The organism is Pseudomonas sp. B21-035, from assembly GCF_024748945.1.
Lineage (GTDB): Bacteria > Pseudomonadota > Gammaproteobacteria > Pseudomonadales > Pseudomonadaceae > Aquipseudomonas.
On the sequence record NZ_CP087179.1, the window covers coordinates 5,694,795 to 5,715,199 of the forward strand.

15 protein-coding genes are annotated in these 20,405 nt (G+C 60.9%); 7 read left to right on the forward strand and 8 right to left on the reverse strand.

The window, feature by feature from the left end:
* Window positions 1–3 precede the first annotated feature (3 nt).
* Genes LOY22_RS26115 through LOY22_RS26125 form a run of 3 tightly spaced genes read right to left on the reverse strand, consistent with a single transcriptional unit; the run spans window position 4 to window position 3,434 of the window.
* On the reverse strand, window positions 4–894 hold the full coding sequence (locus LOY22_RS26115; protein WP_258595468.1) for a TniB family NTP-binding protein: 891 nt from the start codon (window positions 892–894) through the stop codon (window positions 4–6).
* Between the two features lie 3 nt (window positions 895–897).
* Window positions 898–2,772, reverse strand: a complete 1,875-nt coding sequence (locus LOY22_RS26120) for a Mu transposase C-terminal domain-containing protein (protein WP_258595470.1) — start codon at window positions 2,770–2,772, stop codon at window positions 898–900.
* Window positions 2,769–3,434: a TnsA endonuclease N-terminal domain-containing protein gene (locus LOY22_RS26125; RefSeq protein ID WP_258595471.1), complete on the reverse strand. Its 666-nt coding sequence runs from the start codon at window positions 3,432–3,434 to the stop codon at window positions 2,769–2,771. Before LOY22_RS26125 ends, LOY22_RS26120 begins: the two co-directional genes overlap by 4 nt.
* A gap of 27 nt (window positions 3,435–3,461) precedes the next feature.
* Between LOY22_RS26125 and LOY22_RS26130 the strand changes: the two genes are divergently transcribed.
* Together LOY22_RS26130 and LOY22_RS26135 are read left to right on the forward strand one after the other, a co-directional pair.
* Window positions 3,462–4,145, forward strand: coding sequence for an ATP-binding protein (locus tag LOY22_RS26130; RefSeq protein WP_258597846.1), 684 nt, complete (start codon window positions 3,462–3,464; stop codon window positions 4,143–4,145).
* A gap of 55 nt (window positions 4,146–4,200) precedes the next feature.
* Entirely contained in the window at window positions 4,201–5,631 is a 1,431-nt protein-coding gene (locus tag LOY22_RS26135; RefSeq protein WP_093378095.1) for a mechanosensitive ion channel family protein, read from the forward strand.
* A gap of 3 nt (window positions 5,632–5,634) precedes the next feature.
* Here LOY22_RS26135 and LOY22_RS26140 read toward each other — a convergent pair whose 3' ends face one another.
* Both LOY22_RS26140 and LOY22_RS26145 read right to left on the reverse strand, forming a co-directional pair.
* Window positions 5,635–6,921, reverse strand: coding sequence for an FAD-binding oxidoreductase (locus LOY22_RS26140; RefSeq protein ID WP_258595473.1), 1,287 nt, complete (start codon window positions 6,919–6,921; stop codon window positions 5,635–5,637).
* Between the two features lie 134 nt (window positions 6,922–7,055).
* Complete coding sequence (locus tag LOY22_RS26145) at window positions 7,056–8,546, reverse strand: aldehyde dehydrogenase family protein (RefSeq protein WP_195885310.1); 1,491 nt, start codon at window positions 8,544–8,546, stop codon at window positions 7,056–7,058.
* Window positions 8,547–8,681: 135 nt separating this feature from the next.
* Here LOY22_RS26145 and LOY22_RS26150 point away from each other — a divergent pair, with 135 nt between their 5' ends.
* Entirely contained in the window at window positions 8,682–9,578 is an 897-nt protein-coding gene (locus tag LOY22_RS26150; protein WP_258595474.1) for a LysR family transcriptional regulator, read from the forward strand.
* A 95-nt stretch (window positions 9,579–9,673) separates the two neighbouring features.
* Window positions 9,674–11,071: a VOC family protein gene (locus tag LOY22_RS26155; protein ID WP_213602894.1), complete on the forward strand. Its 1,398-nt coding sequence runs from the start codon at window positions 9,674–9,676 to the stop codon at window positions 11,069–11,071.
* Window positions 11,072–11,153: 82 nt separating this feature from the next.
* Here the strand turns inward: LOY22_RS26155 and LOY22_RS26160 are convergent, their stop codons facing one another.
* Both LOY22_RS26160 and LOY22_RS26165 read right to left on the reverse strand, forming a co-directional pair.
* Window positions 11,154–13,133 (reverse strand): methyl-accepting chemotaxis protein, encoded by a 1,980-nt coding sequence (locus LOY22_RS26160; RefSeq protein ID WP_093378075.1) that lies wholly within the window; start codon window positions 13,131–13,133, stop codon window positions 11,154–11,156.
* A gap of 155 nt (window positions 13,134–13,288) precedes the next feature.
* Window positions 13,289–14,233, reverse strand: coding sequence for a LysR substrate-binding domain-containing protein (locus tag LOY22_RS26165; RefSeq protein ID WP_258595481.1), 945 nt, complete (start codon window positions 14,231–14,233; stop codon window positions 13,289–13,291).
* 155 nt (window positions 14,234–14,388) lie between these two features.
* Here LOY22_RS26165 and LOY22_RS26170 point away from each other — a divergent pair, with 155 nt between their 5' ends.
* Window positions 14,389–15,780: a NorM family multidrug efflux MATE transporter gene (locus tag LOY22_RS26170; RefSeq protein WP_093378066.1), complete on the forward strand. Its 1,392-nt coding sequence runs from the start codon at window positions 14,389–14,391 to the stop codon at window positions 15,778–15,780.
* 28 nt (window positions 15,781–15,808) lie between these two features.
* On the opposite strand, the gene LOY22_RS26175 is transcribed toward LOY22_RS26170, so the two are convergent.
* Window positions 15,809–17,479 carry a bifunctional diguanylate cyclase/phosphodiesterase gene (locus tag LOY22_RS26175; protein ID WP_258595483.1) on the reverse strand — a complete coding sequence of 557 codons (1,671 nt, stop codon included), beginning with the start codon at window positions 17,477–17,479 and terminating at the stop codon, window positions 15,809–15,811.
* 265 nt (window positions 17,480–17,744) lie between these two features.
* On the opposite strand from LOY22_RS26175, the gene rep reads away from it, so the two are divergent.
* Together rep and LOY22_RS26185 are read left to right on the forward strand one after the other, a co-directional pair.
* Complete coding sequence (gene rep, locus LOY22_RS26180; RefSeq protein WP_038998055.1) at window positions 17,745–19,754, forward strand: DNA helicase Rep; 2,010 nt, start codon at window positions 17,745–17,747, stop codon at window positions 19,752–19,754.
* A 63-nt stretch (window positions 19,755–19,817) separates the two neighbouring features.
* Window positions 19,818–20,390, forward strand: a complete 573-nt coding sequence (locus LOY22_RS26185; RefSeq protein WP_045199628.1) for a xanthine phosphoribosyltransferase — start codon at window positions 19,818–19,820, stop codon at window positions 20,388–20,390.
* The last annotated feature ends 15 nt before the right edge of the window (window positions 20,391–20,405 follow it).

The following is a 20,405-nucleotide window of genomic DNA, read 5'->3' on the forward strand; positions in this document are numbered from 1 at the left end:
ATGCTAGATCCTCGATGCCATTTGCGTCCTATCACTGGGTGAGAGATACCCACACTCGTTCATTACCTCGGCTGTGATCCTTTCCTCACCAGACTCGATTGCGTACTCTGCCGCGGCGTTGAGCAACAGCGACAGCTCCCCTATGTAACCTTCACACATGGCCAAAGCCTTAGCTGCCAACGGCCGCTCATGTAACGCCGACTTCCTTCGCAATGGCAGTAATCGCTCAAAGGACATCAAGAGCTGTAGGAATTCCTTGTTCATTTCCCACTTCGGTAGAAACTCGGGAGGAAACCGGTTCTGGATCTGCGGATCGATGCTGACTGCACGGAGCAGATCGCCAGTGCCGCAACCTACTATGGAAATTTGAAGTTCGTTACCCAGATATTTCAACATGTTCAGAGATTGTTGCTGCCTTACGGACGTACCCGCAAGCATGTTGTGAAGATCATCAATAACAAGAACCTTTAGTTGAATTTCCCTCAAAACCTTTATAACGCGCATGCGCTTAGCATTGGTAGATGATGCAGGATCCTTCTCAAAAAGCCTCCCAAGTATTTCCGAATAGATACTTGCCTCGGTCGGGCTCGGAGGGGTTTCTATTTTGAGCACTGGACACACGATGTGCTCACCACTTGGATTTTCGTCGGGAAAATTGCGCCCTACGAACTTATCAACCAAGTTTGATTTACCGTTATTAGTGCTACCTACAATGAGCATGTTAGGCATGCGTGTTTGCCGCGGATGGACGAGCAACCGGTCGAGTTTTTTGAGGATGGCATTAGCTTGTGGATAACCGATCCATCGTCGGTTGGCAATCCATAGGCTTCGCGCCTCCGCATCCTGCTCAACGAGTTTGAGGGCTTCAGGGTGTAGATATTGATAGCTGGTCATGGATCACCCCAATTCTATGTCGTCAAACGGCGTGATTACTTCGTCAAACGGATCTAAGTCCTCCGGAACTTCGACATGGGAATCAACCTTAGATATCTGATGCACACCCAAAGACTGCCTGCGCCTTTGAGCATTCCGCAGACTCCTCTTTTCTCTGGTCCGTTGAGCCTTCGCTAACCGCGTACTTTCAATAGCATTTTCCTCAATTTTCCGCATCAGCGTAACCCCGTGAAAAATCTTGTCCTCATCGGGCTCGTTATTAGGGTCATTCTTTATACGCTTCAGCGCAGCCTTGAGTTCCCAATAACTGATCGCCGGCCGAGCACTATTCAGGTATGGGATCGGAACGTAGGTTTTTGTGTCTGGGTCCAAGAAGTAAACAACACTTATATCTCTCGGATCGTATGCAAAGATGAATTTTTTTGCTTTGTTTGTATTCTGATCTATCGCCTTGATCCATTTACGCAAAACCGGCGAATAATAATGGATGTAGTTAACCAACGCGCCAGTCTGCTGTATGGTTCTTTCGAGATATGGCGTAAAATCCAAGCGAAACGTCTCCTCATCCTCGACCCTAGCTGGTAGCCCAACCGCAAGCTGTGTGTCCGAGCCATACACAAGCTGAGCGAATTTCTTAATAGGCGGAATGCCACCATTACCTGAATGCTTAGCATTATGGTAGGAATAAACGAAGAAAGTTGTGAACCAAAGCTCCAACTCATCCAAGGTTAAGCACGCTTTCTGTTCCGAATTGTAATCGGCCTTGGCTTTGACGTTTGAAAAGGTCGTCCCTTCCAACGTATGACATTCCGTCATAAAGGTCCGAAAAGCACGCTCTACATGTGGACCATAATTCGGCTGATGCCTAGGCCTGTACTCTAAGACTATGTCATGCAGCGCACAGGCTCTTTGCAACATCGTACCACGAAATTCTTTTGCATTATCGACATGGATTTTTGCCATTTTCCCATGGATTGGCCATTCAGCGAGAATATCCCTCTTAGCTAGCCAATTAGACTTTTCTTGTACCGCATGGGCAATACACAGACCTGCCGAAAGCGCGCTGGGCGGCTCCAGCGTCAGACAAAATCCGGTCACCATCTTTGTAGCAACATCAATGGCAATCGTAAGGTATGGCCTACCTATGGGTAAGCGATGTTGTTCATCAACGATGATTACGTCTACGGGAGTGTGGTCAATTTGTACAACCGCGTTTGGGTATTCGCCACCTGGGAATTCACCCACCGTGGGCAGCATATTATCACGATAGAATTTTGAACCATAGCGCCTTTTGACTTTAAGACCAACCTCTATATTACTAACTCGCGCGTAAATAGTATTCAGATGCGGCTCCGGCAAGCCGCGGGATTTACAAACTTCTCGGATGCGCGTGTACAACTGAGTAACTTTTCGCCGTTCTTTTTTGAGGTAGTACGTCTCTATTTGTTCATCTATGACGCCTTGGACCTCTTTAGTTAAGCGCCCTTGACCTTTGTCGAAGCGAGCGGACTTGGATAGGGAAGATACAAGATTTGTTTTTTCAAATCGCTTCAGCCATCTATAGATGGTGGGAACACTCTTACCCGAGCGCTCCGCAGCATTCTTGACGTCCTCCACACTTCGACGCCCCTGCAATAGCGGTTTGATGATTGCAAACCGCTCAAGGGTCTCATCCCAAGCTGCTCGATCCTGGATTAAATGAGATGAATTTCTCACAGTTTCTACTTCGGGGCTTGATTTAAGGTCCGCACAGCGCACTACCTCGATCGAGGAGTCTTCAATTCTACGGATTACAGCCTCGATCAGACCTTTGAGCTCAATAACAATCGAAGCCGAATCTCTCCAGTAGACCAACTGCCCTGGCCTGATTGTTTTCATCCCACTACCTCCCCGATCGAGAGCACAGTCGTCATGCTTAACGGGATATTCAGGTCGCAACAAACGGCGCCATTGGCGATCAGATGCCACAAGGCAGGGATAAGCTCACCGCGTTCTTTGGGATCAGGCGCTAACATCCCAAGGAGCTTGCTCAGACTGACCTCGTTGCAGCTTTCGAAAACACCCACGATCTGAGCGCGCTGAAACGGGCCAGGCAATCGGTCTCGAAACGGCCACAGAAATTTGACGTTATCCAGATACGGCGTGCGGATTTCTCGCTCCGTGTAGACCTCAAAACGCCACCCCCGCTGAGCGCAGTACGATTTTGCTGCACGAAACTTGGGCAACAGGTTTCGCCACTGCTCGCGAAAATTCGCTCGGTATTTGACTTCATAAAGGATTGGCGGCGGTGATGAAGCCGATTCCTGGAAGGTGATGAGGCCGTCGGGCGTGTACAACCTGTCTTCACCAGCATCGCCCTTGTATTCGATCTTAACGGGCTGAGGCAGGAAGCTGCTGACGCGGCGATCGAAGCGGACAAGCTCCATTAGGTCGCGCTCAAGGGTCGATTCGAACCGCCCCATCAGCGGTACGATGCCTGTGACGCTACGGCCGCTAACGCCGATGCTGCGGACCGGCAAAGTGGGCAGAGCTTTCTTCATTCTCATTGATCTCTAGAAGCTAGCCGTATTTTCTCATTTTACGATGTGTTTTACAGCGGTGGCAGCCGACCGCAACCAGGAGAGATAACCCTGGCCCATCACGGCGTGCTGTTCCTCGATGAGCTGCCGGAGTTCGAGCGGCGGGTACTGGAAGTACTGCGCGAACCGCTGGAATCCGGCGAAATCGTCATCGCCCGGGCCAAGGACAAAATCCGCTTTCCAGCGCGCTTCCAGCTGGTCGCCGCCATGAACCCCTGCCCCTGTGGATATCTTGGCGACCCCACCGGCCGCTGTCGCTGCAGCAGCGAACAGATCCAGCGCTACCGCAACAAACTCTCCGGGCCCCTGCTCGACCGTATCGACCTGCACCTGACCGTCGCCCGCGAAGCCACGGCACTGTCCACCAACAGCAGCCACGGCGAAAGCAGCGCCACCATTGCCGCGCAAGTCGCCGCCGCCCGCGACATCCAGCAACAGCGCCAGGGCTGTGCCAACGCCTTCCTCGACCTGCCCGGCCTGCGCCATTACTGCGGGTTATCCACAGCCGACCAGAGCTGGCTGGAAAGCGCCTGCGAACGCCTGACCCTGTCCTTGCGCGCCGCCCATCGCCTGCTCAAGGTGGCGCGCACCCTGGCCGACCTGGAACAGGCTGAAAACATCGGACGCGGGCACCTGGCTGAAGCGCTGCACTATCGCCCGAGCAACCAGTAGTAATTGCCCGCATTCTGCTCTTAACTTGGCAACAGCCCACCGCACCGAGACCGGTATGTTCGCATTCGCCCAGAGTTACCCGCTGTTGCTCGGCATTACCCTGATCGTGCTCGACCTCACGCTCTGGCAACTGATACCCGTCAATCGCCGGCCCTGGCGCATCGCTGCGCGTTTGCTGGTGTTTTCGCTGTTCACCTGGGTGCTGATCAGCGCCGGGGTCAGCCCGCTACAACCTGCGCCCTGGGTCGAGGATGTGCCGCGTAATCTGCTCGCTACGGTGCTGGGGATTGCCTGGTGGCTGTTTGCGGCGCGTACCGCGACGGTGGTGATTGGCTTGGTGCTGGTGGCCCGTAGCGGCCACACCGGGCGCTTGCTGCAGGATGTGCTGGGGGCGGTGATTTTCCTGGTGGCCATTGTGGCTGCGGCGGCCTATGTGTTGCAGTTGCCGGTCAAAGGCCTGCTGGCAACCTCGGGGGTGATGGCGATCGTCATCGGCCTGGCGCTGCAGAGCACGCTCAGCGACGTGTTCTCCGGCATTGTGCTGAACACCACCCGCCCCTATCAGATCGGCGACTCGATCAGCATCGACGGCACCGAAGGCAAGGTCATCGAGATCGACTGGCGCGCCACCCGCTTGCTGACTGGCAACGGCAGCATGGCGGTGATTCCCAACTCGGTGGCGGCCAAGGCCAAGCTGCTTAATTTCAGCCAGCCCAGCGATGTGCATGGCGTCTCCATCAGCGTCGTGGTGCCGGCCAAGGTACGCCCGCGACGGGTGCTCGATGCCCTGGAAAAAACCCTGCAAGGCACACGTACCTTGCTGACCAGCCCGGCACCGAAAGCCACGATCAAGAGTTCGAGCCTGGAATCGGTGGAGTACGAGGCCAGCGGTTTTGTCAGTGCCATGAGCCAGAAGACCGAGGTGCGTAACCATATGTTCGACCTCGCCCACCGGCACCTGGAAGCCGCCGGCGTAGTGTGGAACAGCGACTCCCAGCAAGGCCAGGTGTGGAACCGTCAGCGCGCCCTGCTCGAAGACGTGCGCATCTTCCGTTCGCTCAGCAACGAGGAAAAAGACAACCTCAGCCAGCGCATGACCGCTGTGGAATACCTGGCCGACCAGGTGATCCTCGGCGTCGGCGACAGCTCGGATTACCTGCTGGTGATTGGCACCGGGGTAGTGTCGGTGGGTGTTAGTGATGGCGACAAGCAGCTCGAAGCCGGGCGCATGGGCCCGGGTGAGGTGCTGGGGGTGGAAGGCCTGCTCGAAGCGGAAGACTCCACTGCCGAGTTCCGCACCCTGACCAGCTGCATCCTCTACCGTATCGATAAGGACGAAGTACGCAGCTGCCTGGAACAACGCACCGAGGTCAAGACCGCTCTGATCAAGTTGCAACGCATCCGCCAGCAAACCCGCCAGTCACTGCTCGAGCAAAAACCTGCAGCCATCAAGAAAGGCGGCTTTCTCAGCTGGCTGCACAAGTAGCGGTCAGAGCACCACGCGCAAGCACTGCCCGGCGTGATACAGCGAGAACCCGGTTTCGTAGAAGCCGGTCCGCAGCGCCGGCGCCGACACCGGTTTCATCGCCGAGAACGGAATCGGCAAGGCATCGGGGTTATCGCACAACAGGTACTGGGCGAAGGCTTTGCCGATCACTGTGCCGGTGGTGTTGCCGCGGCCGTTGTAGCCGGTGACGGCGACGATGCCCGGCGCTGGCTCGAACAGGCGCATCAGGTGGTCCGGGGTGAAGTCGATGCAACCGGTCCAATGCATTTCCCACTCGACTTTGCCCAGTTGCGGGAAGTAATGGTTCTGGATGCGATCGGCCCAGCTGCGGATGAACCAGGCCGGCTTGTTGTCGACCCGCCCAAGGCTGCCGAGCAACAGCCGACCCTGATCATCGCGACGGATGCTGCTGAGCACCGTGCGCGTATCCCATGAACCCTGGCCGTGCTTGAGCACGTTGTCGGCAGCGGCGCCTTGCAGCGGTACCGAAGCGACCTGGTAGTAGTAACCGCGGAAGAACTGGCGTTGCAGGTTGGTCCAGTCGCCCTCGGTGTAGGCGCCGGTGGAGATCACCACCTTGTCGGCACTGACCGAACCCTGGGCGGTTTTCACTCGCCAATTGCTGCCTTCACGCTCCAGGCCTTGCACGGCGGACTGCTGGAAGATCTGCCCGCCCAGGCGCTCGACCGCAGCGGCCAGGCCCTGGGTATACCCCATGGGGTTGATGGTGCCGGCGCGGCGATCGAGCAGCGCGGCGGAAATCTTGTCAGTACCGCAATATTCTTCGCACTTTGCCCCGGTCAGCAGTTCGACATCGGCACCGCGACTGCTCCATTGCTGGTGACGGGCTTGGAGGTCGGCAACGCCGGTGGCGTTGTGGGCCATGTGCAGGGTGCCGCTGTTGTGCGCCTGGCAGTCGATACCCAGGCGTTCGATGGTGGCGAACACCTCGCCCGGCGCTTCGCCCAGCACCTTGTTCAGGCGGCTGCCTTGCTTCTGGCCCAGGGTCGTTTCGACGTCGTCCGGGCGAATCCAGGTGCCGGCGTTGACCAGGCCAACGTTGCGCCCGGAACCTCCGTGGCCGATTTTCCAGGCTTCGAGCAGGATGACTGACTTGCCCTGCTCAAGCAGGTGGATGGCTGCCGACAGGCCAGTGATGCCGCCGCCGATGATGCACACATCGGCCTTGAGTTCGGCGCTCAGCACACGGGATGGCGCGGCGGGCTGGGTGACGTGCTCCCAGAGGCATTGTTGACGCAGTTCTGGCATGGCCGGCTTCCTGTTTTATTCTTGTGCGGTGGTGTTCTGATCGCGGGTCAAGTCGAGACGTCGCACCGCCGCTCCTACACCGATTGGTGTGGGAGCGGCGGTGCGACGTCTCGACTTGACCCGCGATGGGCCCGTCAGTCGAAGACAATCCCCTGCGCCAACGGCAGCTCGCGGGAATAGTTCACGGTATTGGTCTGCCGGCGCATGTAGGCCTTCCACGAATCCGAGCCCGACTCACGGCCACCGCCGGTTTCCTTCTCACCGCCAAAGGCGCCGCCAATCTCCGCACCGCTGGTGCCAATGTTGACGTTGGCAATCCCGCAGTCACTGCCCGCGGCGCTCTGGAAGCGCTCGGCTTCGCGCAGGTCGGTGGTGAAGATGCACGACGACAAGCCTTGCGGCACTTCGTTGTTCAGGCGCAGGGCTTCTTCGAACTCGTCGTAGGCCAGCACGTAGAGGATCGGTGCAAAGGTTTCATGACGAACCACGGCGCTCTGGCCAGGCATCTCGACGATCGCCGGGGCCACGTAGTAGGCATTCGGGTACTGGTCCTGAATCTGCCGCTCACCGCCAAACACCTGGCCGCCTTCATCGCGGGCGCGCGCCAAAGCGTCCTGCATGCCTTCGAACGAAGCCTTGTCGATCAGCGGGCCGACCAGGTTGTCCTTGCGCGGGTCGCCGATACGAACCTTGGCGTAGGCGGCTTTGACCCGAGCAACCACTTCGTCCTTGATCGAGCGATGGACGATCAGCCGGCGCAAGGTGGTGCAGCGCTGGCCAGCAGTACCGACGGCGCTGAAGAGGATGCCGCGCACGGCCAGATCCAGGTCGGCACTCGGTGCAAGAATCATCGCGTTGTTGCCACCCAGTTCGAGGATGCTGCGGCCGAAACGTGCAGCCACCCGCGGGCCGACTTCACGGCCCATGCGGGTGCTGCCGGTGGCGCTGACCAGCGGCACGCGCGGATCGTCGACCAGCGCTTCGCCGGCCTCACGATCACCGATGATCAACTGGCTCAGGCCTTCTGGCGCATCACCAAAGGCTTTCAGGGCTTTTTCGAACAGCGCCTGGCAGGCCAGCGCGGTCAGCGGGGTTTTCTCCGACGGCTTCCAGACCACGGCGTTGCCGCACACCAATGCCAGGGTGGTGTTCCAGGCCCAGACCGCGACGGGGAAGTTGAAGGCGCTGATCACTCCAACCACGCCCAACGGGTGCCAGGTTTCACGCATATGGTGGCCCGGGCGCTCGGAGGCGATAGTCAGGCCATAGAGCTGACGCGACAGGCCGACGGCGAAGTCGCAGATGTCGATCATTTCCTGCACTTCGCCCAGGCCTTCCTGGGTGATCTTGCCGGCTTCGATCGACACCAGCTCGCCGAGCTCGGCCTTGTGCTTGCGCAATACTTCGCCGAACAGGCGGATCAACTCACCGCGGCGTGGGGCCGGGACGTTGCGCCAGGCCTGGAAGGCTTTTTCGGCCTGATCGATCTTGGCGGTTACCTGGGCTTTGCTTTCCAGGTGCACCGCGGCAATCGCGCTGCCATCGATAGGGGTGTGAACGGGATGGTTACCGTGGGTGTAGGCAGTGGCCGGGACACCGAGGCGGTCAAGCAGTCCATCAACCATTTTCTTCTCCTGCATGCGATGAGTGGTTGAAATAGTGATAGGGATCAGTATTAATCCGATCACTCTGGCGCAACAAACGACCTTTATTCTGCATATCATTCCGCCAGGTAATGATCTACTGGCTTAGAGACCGCTATGTCCAAACGTCTGGTGCCATCGATGGCCGCCCTGCAGTGTTTCGAAGCTGCCGCCCGGCACCTGAGCTTCACCCGCGCCGCCGAGGAGCTGCACCTGACCCAGAGCGCAGTGAGCAAGCAGGTGGCCCAGCTTGAAGAGATGCTCCGCCATCATTTGTTTCTGCGCATCCGCCGGCGCCTGCAGCTGACACCAGCAGGCGCGCTGTACCTGGCCGAGGTCAACAAGATTCTCATCCAGGTCGATATGTCCAGCCGTTACATCATGTCCTACGGCGAACAGACCGAAGTCCTCAAGGTAGCCACTCAACCGAGCTTTGGCGTGCGCTGGCTGATTCCGCACCTCAAGGGCTTCGGCAAGCAGCACCCGAACATCCACCTCGACATCCGCAACGAAATGGAACCCTTCGCCCTGTTGCAGGCGACCGCCGACGTGGTGTTCTTCTTTGGCCAGGGCACCTGGCCTGGCGCGACCTGCATCGAGCTGTTCGGTGAAGAAGTGCTGCCGGTGTGTGCGCCAGAGCTGTTGCAGGGGCGCACACTCAAGGACGCCAGCGAACTGGCCGAACTGGTGCTGCTGCAAAGCACCTCGCGCCCGGAGGCCTGGCATGAGTGGTTCCTGGAGCAAGGCCTGCACTCGGCCCACAGCTATCACGGGCCGCGCTTCGACACCTTCTATATGAGCCTCAGTGCTGCCCAGTCCGGCTGCGGCGTGGCCCTGGTACCGCGCTACCTGGTGGCCCAGGAGCTGGCCGAGGGCAAACTGGTGGTGCCCTGGCAGCACAGCATGCGCAGCAATGGCGCGCATTTCCTGGCGTTTTCCGAGCATGCCGCCGAGGTGCCGAAGGTGCGCGCCTTGGTCGACTGGATTCGCGCTGAGCTGGCTGGGCAAGATTGATAATTTTTGGAATGACGCATCGACTTTTTTTCGCTTGTGCAGGTACTGCATTCCTCGCTTTCATGTAAGGGTGCCCACTTACCAGGAAGCTTTCGATGCCCGCTCAAGATTTCGTCAGCCCGGACAGCATTCGCGCGCAGTTCTCGGCCGCCATGTCGCTCATGTACAAGCAAGAAGTGCCGCTGTACGGCACGCTGCTGTCGCTGGTGAGCGAAATTAATCAGCAGGTGATGGCTGAACAACCCGAAGTTGCCCAGGCCCTGCGCTGGACCGGCGAAATCGAGCGCCTCGATCAGGAACGCCACGGCGCCATTCGCGTCGGAACCGCCGAAGAGCTGACGACCATCGGCCGCCTGTTCGCGGTAATGGGCATGCAGCCGGTGGGCTACTACGACTTGAGCTGCGCCGGTGTACCGGTGCATTCCACCGCCTTTCGCGCCGTGCACGAGCAAGCGCTGCACATCAGCCCGTTCCGGGTCTTCACCTCCTTGCTGCGCCTGGAACTGATCGACAACCCGGCGCTGCGTGAACTGGCGCGCGAGATTCTTGCCCGGCGGCAGATCTTCACTCCGCGCGCGCTGCAACTGATCGAACAGTTCGAGCGTGCTGGCGGCCTGAATGCCGACGATGCCCAGGCGTTTGTCGACGAAGCCCTGCATACCTTCCGCTGGCACCGGGACGCCACGGTGACCGCCGAGCAGTACCAGCAACTGCACGACCAGCACCGCCTGATTGCCGATGTGGTGGCCTTCAAGGGCCCGCACATCAATCACCTGACCCCACGCACCCTGGACATCGATGCCATTCAGCTGGGCATGCCGGCCAAGGGCATTCCGCCCAAAGCCGTGATCGAAGGGCCGCCACCGCGCCGCTGCCCGATACTGCTGCGTCAAACCAGCTTCAAGGCGCTGCAGGAAAAGGTCGCGTTCACCGATCAGAACGGGGAAGGCAGCGGCAGCCATACCGCGCGCTTTGGCGAGATCGAACAACGGGGTGCGGCGTTGACGCCCAAAGGCCGCGAGCTTTACGACCAACTGCTCGATGGCGCCCGCGCGGCGCTAGGTGGTGTGCCGGCCGAGGCCAATGCCGAGCGCTACATGAGCCTGCTCAGCGACAGCTTCAAGGCCTTCCCCGATGACCTGGCGCAGATGCGCGAGCAGGGGCTGGCGTACTTCCGCTACTTTGCCACCGAGCGTGGCCTGGCAGCCCGCGGCGATGCTCAGCGGCCGACGTCACTGCAGGCGTTGATCGATGCCGGGCATATCCACTTTGAGGCCCTGGTGTACGAGGACTTTCTGCCGGTCAGTGCGGCGGGAATCTTCCAGTCGAATCTGGGTGATGATGCGCAGAGCGAGTACGGCAGCAACGCCAACCGCGACGCCTTCGAACAGGCGCTGGGCAAGCCGGTGCAGGATGAGTTGGCGTTGTATGCCGAAAGTGAGCGGCGCTCGCTGATGGCCTGTGCGCAGGCGCTGGATATGCCTGGGCTTTGAGGGCCTCATCGCGGGTCAAGCCCGCTCCTACAAAGGTCTGTGGGAGCGGCGGTGCGACGCCTCGACTTGACCCGCGATGGCGTCACCGCCCAACCCGAAACCTGTCCACTTCCTGCCGCAACTGCCCCGCCAACCCCTCAAGCTCACGCGCGGTAGCCGCCAGGTTAGTCGCCACCTCATGCTGCTCGCTGTTGGCCAGGGCAATGCTCTGCAGGTTGCGGCTGAGCACGTTCGCCGTGCTGCTCTGCTCCTGGGTAGCGGTGGTAATGGCGGCAAACTGCTCCCCCGCCGAGCGGCTGCGCTCATCGATCTGCGCCAGCGCTGCGGCAACCTTGGCATTGCGTTCCAGGCCTTCTTGCATCAGGCGGTTGCCCTGCTCCATGGTGCTGATGGCATTGCCGGTTTCCTGCTGGATGCTGCCGATCATCGCCGAGATTTCATCGGTGGCCTGACGGGTGCGCGAGGCCAGGTTGCGCACCTCGTCGGCAACCACGGCAAAGCCCCGGCCCTGCTCACCGGCCCGCGCCGCTTCGATGGCAGCGTTCAAGGCCAGCAGGTTGGTCTGCTCGGCAATCGAGGTGATCACGCCGACGATGCCGCCAATTTCTTCGGAGCGCAGGCCCAGGGTGTCGATCACCGTGGCGGTGCCGGCCAGGGCGCTGGCGATCTGCTCCAGGGACGATGACGCCTGGTCCATCGAGGCACGGCCAATGCGGGTTTGCTGGACGTTGTCCTGGGCCATGCGTTCGGTGCTGCCCATGTTCTCGGCGATGTTCATCGAGGTGGCGCTGAACTGCTCGACAGCGCCGGCCATGCTGGTGATTTCGCCAGACTGCTGCTCCATGCCCTCACAGGCCCCGGAGGACATGCCCGACAAGGCCTGGGCGCGGCTGCTGACTTGCTCCGCTGCTGCGCGAATGTGCTCGACCATGCTCGCCAGGGCTTCGCCCATCTGGTTGAAACTGTGCGCCAACTGGCCGATTTCGTCATCGCTCGATACCCGCAAGCGCGCCTGCAGGTCACCGGCGCCAAGGGCCTGCGCCTGCTGCAAGAGGTCAGCCAAGGGGCGCAGACGGCGGCGCAACAGCCACAGGGTGGCGGCGACCGCCAGCAACATCGCCAGCAAACTGCCGATGGCCAGGCGCGTGCCGACGCTCCAGGTCACTGCGCGGATTTCCGCCTTCGGCATGCTTGCCACCACCGTCCACGGCCCGCCGGCAAACGCCACGGTCACGCTGAACAGCTCTTCGACGCCGTCATGCCAGAAACGCCCTTCGCCCGCAGTGAACCCGGCAAGCGCCTGCGCCGCCTGACTGTCCGCACGCACACCTGCTGGCGGCACCAACCAGTGCTGCTTGTCGTCGAGCAAGGCCAGTGAACCGGTCTGGCCGATACGAAAACGTCCGAGGTTGGCAAACTGAGCCTTCTGCGCGTCGGTGTAGTCGAAACCGACAAACAGCACCGCAATCACCCGCCCGCTGCCGTCACGCACCGGGGTGTACTGGGTCATGTAGTCGCGCTCGAACAGGTTGGCCCGGCCAACGTAGGCTTGACCGGCTAGCAAGCGCGCGTAGGCCGGATGCTGGCGATCCAGCAGGGTGCCAATGGCGCGGCTGCCGTCCTGCTTGGTCAGCGAGGTGCTGATGCGAATGAAGTCGTCGCCGCTGCGCACGAACAAGGTGGCAACGCCTGCGGTCATCTGGCGAAAATCATCCACCTGGCGAAAGTCGTTGTTGAGCAGTTGCTCGCCCAGGTACAGCGCGGGCGTGGAAACCCCGGCAACCGTCACCGACTCCCCTGGATGCAGCTGCAAACCGGCAGCAAAGCGCTTCTCGAACAGCCCGCTGAGGCGCTGGGTGCTTTCGCGCAGGGTACTGTGGAAAGTGTCGAGCTGATCGGCGAGCAGGCGCGCTTCACTGGCCAGGTGTTCCTGGCGGGTATTCAGGTTGGCGTTGTCCAGCGAACGCAGGGCAAACAGGGTGCTACCGGTAATCACCACAGCAAGCACGATGGCAAGGGCGATACCGAGTTGCGAGGCAATCCGGGCACGGGGTTGAGACATGGAAGCTCCTGGCAAGAGGGGCCGGGATCGTCCTGATCACGCTGACCGTCCGCATCGATACGGGAATCGAACCATCTAGGCGTGGCTCTGATGCCTCTGCTTCGGCGGCCTGACGCAATACTTGAGCGTGCAACAGGGTTATCCTGCGCAAACGGTCAACTCGCTCCGATAGACGCTGATGTCCCCAGAATTTGAACCTTGGGCAGGTCCATCGAATCCGCCTCGCCCTGCAGGAAGTCGCTCAGACGCCGCAGCCGCTCGCCACCGGGGCGGGTTCGCGGCCAGACCAGGTAGTAATCCAGGCCGCTGGCAACCGCTGTCGGCCACGGCAGGCTCAGGCGGCCCTGGGCGACGTCTTCGGCAACCATCAGCAGGTCGCCCATGGACACTCCATAACCGCGAGCGGCGGCGATCATGCCCAGCTCCAGGGTATCGAATACCTGGCCGCCCTTGAGCGACACCTTGTCGGTGAGGTCCATGCGCGCCAGCCAGCTGCGCCAGTCGCGCTTGTCGGGGGTTGGATGCAGCAGCTCGACACCGGCCAGGCGCCGCTCGTCCCACTGCCCTTCCTTGAGCAGCTCGGGCGCGCCTACCGGGATCAGCAGCTCGGAAAACAGCCGCTTGACCTCCCAGTCCGGCGGAAAGTGACCGTCGCTGAGCAATACCGCGCAGTCGAAAGGCTCATGGTTGAAATCGACATGATCGACATCCATCCAGGCGCTGGTCAGTTGCACTTCGTTGCCCGGCTGCAGGTGGCGAAAGCGACTGAGGCGCGCCAGCAGCCAGCGCATGGTCAGGGTCGAAGGGGCTTTCATGCGCAGGATGTCGTCTTCACTGCGCAGGGTGTTGCAGGCCCGCTCCAGCGCGGCAAAGCCTTCGCGCACCCCTGGCAACAGCAAACGCGCCGCTTCGCTGAGTTGCAAGCTGCGGCCATTGCGCACGAACAAACGGCAGGCAAAGTGCTCTTCAAGGGTGCGGATGTGCCGGCTGACGGCACTCTGGGTTATCGATAACTCATCTGCGGCGCGGGTGAACGAGCTATGCCGGGCCGCCGCTTCGAAGGCCCGCAGTGCATACAGAGGCGGTAAACGGCGAGACATGGCGGCGGGCTCCGGGTTATCCACAGGCAATCGACTGGATCATACTCCCATGAGTTTTAATCATGCCAACCATCGCTATTATCCTTTTGTGGATAACCGCACCAAGCCTCAGACTTTCACGCTTTGAATCTATCGCGTAAGAAAAGGACGACTCCATGCAGGCTGCGCCTACCCAAGAACTCAAGGCTTTGCTGCGCCTGGCCGGGCCGCTGATTGCCTCGCAGTTGGCGCACATGCTGATGGTGCTCACCGACACTCTGATGATGGCCCGCATCAGCCCGCAGGCCCTGGCCGGTGGCGGCCTGGGCGCGGCGAGCTATTCGTTCGTGTCGATCTTTTGCCTGGGCGTGATCGCCGCCGTCGGCACCCTGGTGGCGATTCGCAAGGGTGCTGGCGACATCGCCGGCGCCACCCGCCTGACCCAGGCCGGGTTGTGGCTGGCCTGGGTCATGGCCCTGGTGGCGGCTTTGGCGCTGTGGAACCTGGAGCCGGTACTGCTATTGCTCGGCCAGAGCCCGAACAACGTCGAGGCGGCCGCGCAGTTCCTGCTGCTGCTGCCCTTCGCCCTGCCCGGCTACCTGAGTTTCATGGCCCTGCGCGGCTTTACCAGCGCCATTGGCCGCTCGACGCCGGTGATGGTCATCAGCCTGATCGGCACGGTGGCCAACTTCCTGCTCAACTATGCGCTGATCGAAGGCATGTTCGGCCTGCCGAAGCTGGGCCTGGTGGGCATCGGCCTGGTGACCGCAATCGTTGCCAACTGCATGGCCGTGGCCATGGCGCTGTATATCCGCTGGCACCCGGCCTATGCACCCTACCCGATTCGCCAGGGCCTGAGCCGCCCGTCATGGCCAGCCCTGCGTGAGCTGTGGCGCCTGGGCCTGCCGATTGGCGGCACCTACACCGTCGAGGTCGGCCTGTTCGCCTTCGCCGCGCTGTGCATGGGCGTGCTCGGCAGCACCGAGCTTGCCGCGCACCAGATCGCCCTGCAGATCGTCTCTACCGCATTCATGATTCCGGCCGGCCTGTCGTACGCCGTGACCATGCGTGTAGGGCTCTATTACGGCGCCGACAACCTGTTGGGGGCACGGCATGCCGGCCGCGTGGGTATCGGTTTTGGCGCGGCGATGATGCTGATGTTCGCCATCCTCTTCTGGCTGCTGCCAGACCCGCTGGTGGGGCTGTTCCTCGACCACGGTGACCCGGCCTTTGCCGACATCATCCAGCTGGCGGTAAGCCTGTTGATGGTCGCCGCCTGGTTCGAGCTGTTCGACGGCGTGCAGACCATTGCCATGGGCTCGATCCGAGGCCTCAAGGATGCCAAGACCACCTTCCTGGTCGGGCTGTTCTGTTACTGGGTGATCGGTGCACCGGCGGCCTGGCTGCTGGCCTTCAACCTCGGCCTGGGCGCGGTAGGCGTGTGGTGGGGGCTGGCGCTGGGCCTGGCGTGTGCGGCGGTGAGCCTGACCCTGGCATTCGAATGGCGGATGAAGCGCTTGCTGGGCAGTGCCGCTGGGGTGAACAAGGTGACTGCTTCAGTGGTTTGAAGGGCCCCATCGCGGGTCAAGCCCGCTCCTACATGACCCGCGATGCTGCTTGCTGCGCCGGCCCGCGCAGCAAATACTCCATCAACTCATCAATCGGCAATGGCCGGCTGATCAGAAACCCCTGCACCTGATCGCAATCGAAACTGCGCAGCAGGTCCATTTGCTCCGGGGTTTCCACGCCCTCGGCCACCACCTCGAGGTTGAGGTTGTGCGCCAGGTTGATCATCGCGTGCACCAGCTTGCGGTTCTCTTCACGCTGCTCCATGCCGCCGACAAAGCTGCGATCGACCTTGAGCAAGGTGATCGGCAGGCTGTTGAGGTGCACGAACGACGAAAAGCCGGTGCCGAAATCGTCCAGCGAGAAGCGCACGCCCAGGCGCCCAAGGGCGTCCATGGTCTGTTTGACCAGGTCATTGCGGCGCATCACGGCGGTTTCGGTCAGTTCGAATTCCAGCCAGCGGGCATCGACGCCGTGTTCGATGATCAGCCGGCTCAGGGTCGCCAACAGCTGGCTGTCCTGGAACTGGCGAAACGACAGGTTCACCGCCATGTGCAACGGCGCCAGGCTCTGCTCACGCAGCGCCTGCATGTCGCGCAGGGCCCGGGAGATGACCCAGTAGCCCAAAGGCACGATCAGCCCACTCTGCTCGGCCAGCGGTACGAACTCGCTGGGCGGCAGCAGCCCGCGTTCGGCATGGCGCCAGCGCACCAGGGCTTCGAGGCCGACAATGCGCCCGTCGGCCAGGTTCAGTCGCGGCTGGTAATGCAGCTCCAGCTCGTCGCGGCGCAGCGCCCGGCGCAGCTCGCTTTCCAGGTCGGCAAGGCTGCGGGCGTTGCGGTTGATGCGTTCGTTGAAGACGTGAAAGGTACAGCCCTGGGTGCTCTTGGCCTGCTGCATGGCGATGTGTGCATGCCACATCAGCGGGTCGGCGCCACCCTGGGCGCGGGCGTGGGCAACCCCCAGGCTGCAGCCGAGCAACAGGCTTTCGCTGTCGATCCAGTAAGGTTCGGCCAGGGCTTCGGTGATGCGTTCGGCCATCCATTCGGCGCGCTGCGGCTCGCGGCGGGTATCGATCAACAGGGCGAATTCGTCGCTGCCCAGACGTGCAACCTGGTCGCCGGCTTCAAGCTGGCTCTTCAGCCGGCCCACCACCTGCAGGATCAACCGGTCGCCGGCCTGGTGGCCGAGGGCGTCGTTGGCATGGCGAAAGTTGTCCAGGTCCAGGTGCCCGAGGGCGACGCCGCGCCCTTCGTTGTCGGCCAGGCGCGCAGCCAGCAGGGTCTGGAAACCCTGGCGGTTGGCGATGCCGGTCAGCGGGTCCTGTTCGGCCAGGCGTTGCAGGGTCGCTTCGAGGACGCCGCGCTCGCGGACATGGCGCAGGCTGCGGCGCAGGATATTGCTGGTCAGCTGGTCGCGAATCAGCCAGTCGCTGACACCCGGCGGCGGCACCTGCGGTTCATGCTCGAGCAGCAGCACCATCGGCAGCACGCAGCGCCCGGGCGCCGGCTGCAGTTGCGGGGTCGCCAGCACCAGCGCATTGCGGTCATTGGCAAACAGGCTGTCGACCGCCTCCCAGTTCGGAGCGGTCAGCAATACCGCCTGGCCCGCCATCGGCAGCAGACACTCGCGCAACACAATGGCCCATTCCGGCTCATCGGCCAGCAGGAGCAAACGCAAGGGTTCGACGGGCGTAGACAAGCTGGCTCCTTAGGACGTAGACACAGTCAAATGACGATGGGCAGCGAGAATGCGTATCCTAAACCATTAATGAAAATGATTTTCACTTAAAGTCATGCCATTCCATTGCCGACATCCCGCAGGTTTCGCCACGCATCCTGCGGGAAAGTATCAAATGCGGCAAATTTAGATCGCGTGGTACGTCACACTGTCAGACGGTCGCGGCAGAAACTTTCTACCCCTGCTAAAATGCCCGGCTATTTTTCTAGCGTCCCCGGTTTTCGTCATGTCCCGACTCAACCCCCGGCAACAAGAAGCCGTGAACTACGTCGGCGGCCCTCTTTTGGTGCTCGCCGGTGCAGGCTCCGGCAAAACCAGCGTGATCACCCGCAAGATCGCGCACTTGATCCAGAACTGTGGCATCCGTGCCCAGTACATCGTGGCCATGACCTTCACCAACAAGGCCGCGCGGGAGATGAAAGAGCGGGTCGGCACCCTGCTGCGCAAGGGCGAAGGCCGCGGCCTGACCGTGTCGACCTTCCACAACCTGGGCCTGAACATCATCCGCAAGGAGCATGAACGGCTGGGCTTCAAACCGGGCTTCTCGATTTTCGACGAGACCGATGTCAAAGCCCTGATGACCGACATCATGCAGAAGGAATACTCGGGCGACGACGGTGTCGACGAGATCAAGAACATGATCGGCGCCTGGAAGAACGACCTGATCCTGCCGCCCGAAGCCCTGGAAAACGCCCGCAACCCCAAGGAGCAGACCGCCGCGGTGGTCTATGCGCACTACCAGCGCACCCTGCGGGCGTTCAACGCGGTGGACTTCGACGACCTGATCCTGCTGCCGGTCAAGCTGTTCCAGGACAACCCCGATGTCCTCGAAAAGTGGCAGAACAAGGTCCGTTACCTGCTGGTCGACGAATACCAGGACACCAACGCCAGCCAGTACCTGCTGGTGAAGATGCTGATCGGCACGCGCAACCAGTTCACCGTGGTTGGCGACGACGACCAGTCGATCTACGCCTGGCGCGGCGCCCGGCCCGAGAACCTGATGCTGCTCAAGGACGACTACCCGTCGCTGAAAGTGGTGATGCTCGAGCAGAACTACCGCTCCACCAGCCGCATTTTGCGCTGCGCCAACGTGCTCATCTCGAACAACCCGCATGCCTTCGAAAAGCAGCTGTGGAGCGAGATGGGCCACGGCGACGAGATCCGCGTGATCCGCTGCAAGAACGAGGAAGCCGAGGCCGAACGGGTAGCCATGGAAATCCTCAGCCTGCACCTGCGCACCGACCGGCCCTACAGTGACTTCGCCATTCTTTACCGGGGCAACTACCAGGCCAAGCTGATCGAGCTGAAGCTGCAGCACCACCAGGTGCCGTATCGCCTGTCCGGCGGCAACAGCTTCTTCGGACGCCAGGAAGTTAAAGACCTGATGGCCTACTTCCGCCTGCTGGTAAATCCGGACGATGACAACGCCTACCTGCGGGTGATCAACGTACCGCGCCGGGAAATCGGCTCGACCACCCTGGAAAAACTCGGCAACTACGCCACCGAGCGCAAGGTTTCGATGTATGCCGCCAGCGAGGAGCTGGGCCTTGGCGAGCACCTGGACAGCCGTTATACCGACCGCCTGCAGCGCTTCAAGCGCTGGATGGACAAGGTCCGCGAACAGGTTGCCCTGGAAGACCCGATCGCTGCCCTGCGCAGCATGATCATGGACATCGACTACGAAAACTGGATTCGCACCAACAGCTCCAGCGACAAGGCTGCGGATTTTCGCATGAGCAACGTCTGGTTCCTGATCGAGGCGTTGAAAAACACCCTCGAGAAAGACGAAGACGGCGGCATGACCATCGAAGAGGCCATCGGCAAGCTGGTTTTGCGCGACATGCTCGAGCGCCAGCAGGAAGAGGAAGACGGCGCCGAAGGCGTGCAGATGATGACCCTGCACGCCTCCAAGGGCCTGGAGTTCCCCTACGTGTTCATCATGGGCATGGAGGAGGAAATCCTCCCGCACCGTTCCAGCATCGAAGCCGACACTATCGAAGAAGAACGGCGTCTGGCCTACGTCGGGATTACCCGCGCACGTCAGACCCTGGCCTTCACCTTTGCTGCCAAGCGCAAGCAGTACGGCGAGATCATCGATTGCTCGCCGAGCCGCTTCCTGGACGAGTTGCCCGACGACGACCTGGCCTGGGAGGGCCTGGACGACGCGCCAACCGAAGTGAAGGCCGCTCGCGGCAACAACGCACTGGCCGATATCCGTGCCATGCTCAAACGTTAGATAATCAACCTTTGCTGCGGCGTATTGCCGTGGCCACTCTTGCTACATCGAGGAAATACCACAGTGGAAGCACTGCACCAGAAGATTCGCGAAGAAGGCATCGTGCTTTCCGATCAGGTTCTCAAAGTCGATGCGTTTCTCAACCATCAGATCGACCCTGCGCTGATGCAACTGATTGGCGACGAGTTCGCCCGCCGGTTTGCCGATTCGGGCATCACCAAGATCGTCACCATCGAAGCCTCGGGCATTGCCCCGGCGGTGATGACCGGCCTGAAACTGGGCGTCCCGGTGATTTTCGCGCGCAAGCACCAGTCGCTGACCCTGACCGAAAACCTGCTGGTGGCTTCGGTGTATTCCTTCACCAAGCAGACTGAGAACACCGTGGCGATCTCCCCGCGCCACCTCAACAGCAGCGACCGCGTGCTGGTGATCGACGACTTCCTGGCCAACGGCAAAGCCTCCCAGGCGCTGATCTCGATCATCAAGCAAGCCGGCGCCACTGTTGCCGGCCTGGGTATCGTCATCGAGAAATCGTTCCAGGGCGGCCGCGCCGAACTGGACAGCCAGGGCTACCGCGTTGAATCGCTGGCCCGGGTCAAGTCGCTGAAAGATGGCGTGGTTACTTTCATCGAGTAATCAACGCCGACTTTT

Bases quoted from the DNA above. Each gene is read 5' to 3' on its own strand.
- LOY22_RS26115 (WP_258595468.1), bottom strand. From the start codon at position 894: ATGACCAGCTATCAATATCTACACCCTGAAGCCCTCAAACTCGTTGAG.
- LOY22_RS26120 (WP_258595470.1), bottom strand. From the start codon at position 2,772: ATGAAAACAATCAGGCCAGGGCAGTTGGTCTACTGGAGAGATTCGGCT.
- LOY22_RS26125 (WP_258595471.1), bottom strand. From the start codon at position 3,434: ATGAAGAAAGCTCTGCCCACTTTGCCGGTCCGCAGCATCGGCGTTAGC.
- LOY22_RS26135 (WP_093378095.1), top strand. From the start codon at position 4,201: ATGTTCGCATTCGCCCAGAGTTACCCGCTGTTGCTCGGCATTACCCTG.
- LOY22_RS26140 (WP_258595473.1), bottom strand. From the start codon at position 6,921: ATGCCAGAACTGCGTCAACAATGCCTCTGGGAGCACGTCACCCAGCCC.
- LOY22_RS26145 (WP_195885310.1), bottom strand. From the start codon at position 8,546: ATGGTTGATGGACTGCTTGACCGCCTCGGTGTCCCGGCCACTGCCTAC.
- LOY22_RS26150 (WP_258595474.1), top strand. From the start codon at position 8,682: ATGTCCAAACGTCTGGTGCCATCGATGGCCGCCCTGCAGTGTTTCGAA.
- LOY22_RS26155 (WP_213602894.1), top strand. From the start codon at position 9,674: ATGCCCGCTCAAGATTTCGTCAGCCCGGACAGCATTCGCGCGCAGTTC.
- LOY22_RS26160 (WP_093378075.1), bottom strand. From the start codon at position 13,133: ATGTCTCAACCCCGTGCCCGGATTGCCTCGCAACTCGGTATCGCCCTT.
- LOY22_RS26165 (WP_258595481.1), bottom strand. From the start codon at position 14,233: ATGTCTCGCCGTTTACCGCCTCTGTATGCACTGCGGGCCTTCGAAGCG.
- LOY22_RS26170 (WP_093378066.1), top strand. From the start codon at position 14,389: ATGCAGGCTGCGCCTACCCAAGAACTCAAGGCTTTGCTGCGCCTGGCC.
- rep (WP_038998055.1), top strand. From the start codon at position 17,745: ATGTCCCGACTCAACCCCCGGCAACAAGAAGCCGTGAACTACGTCGGC.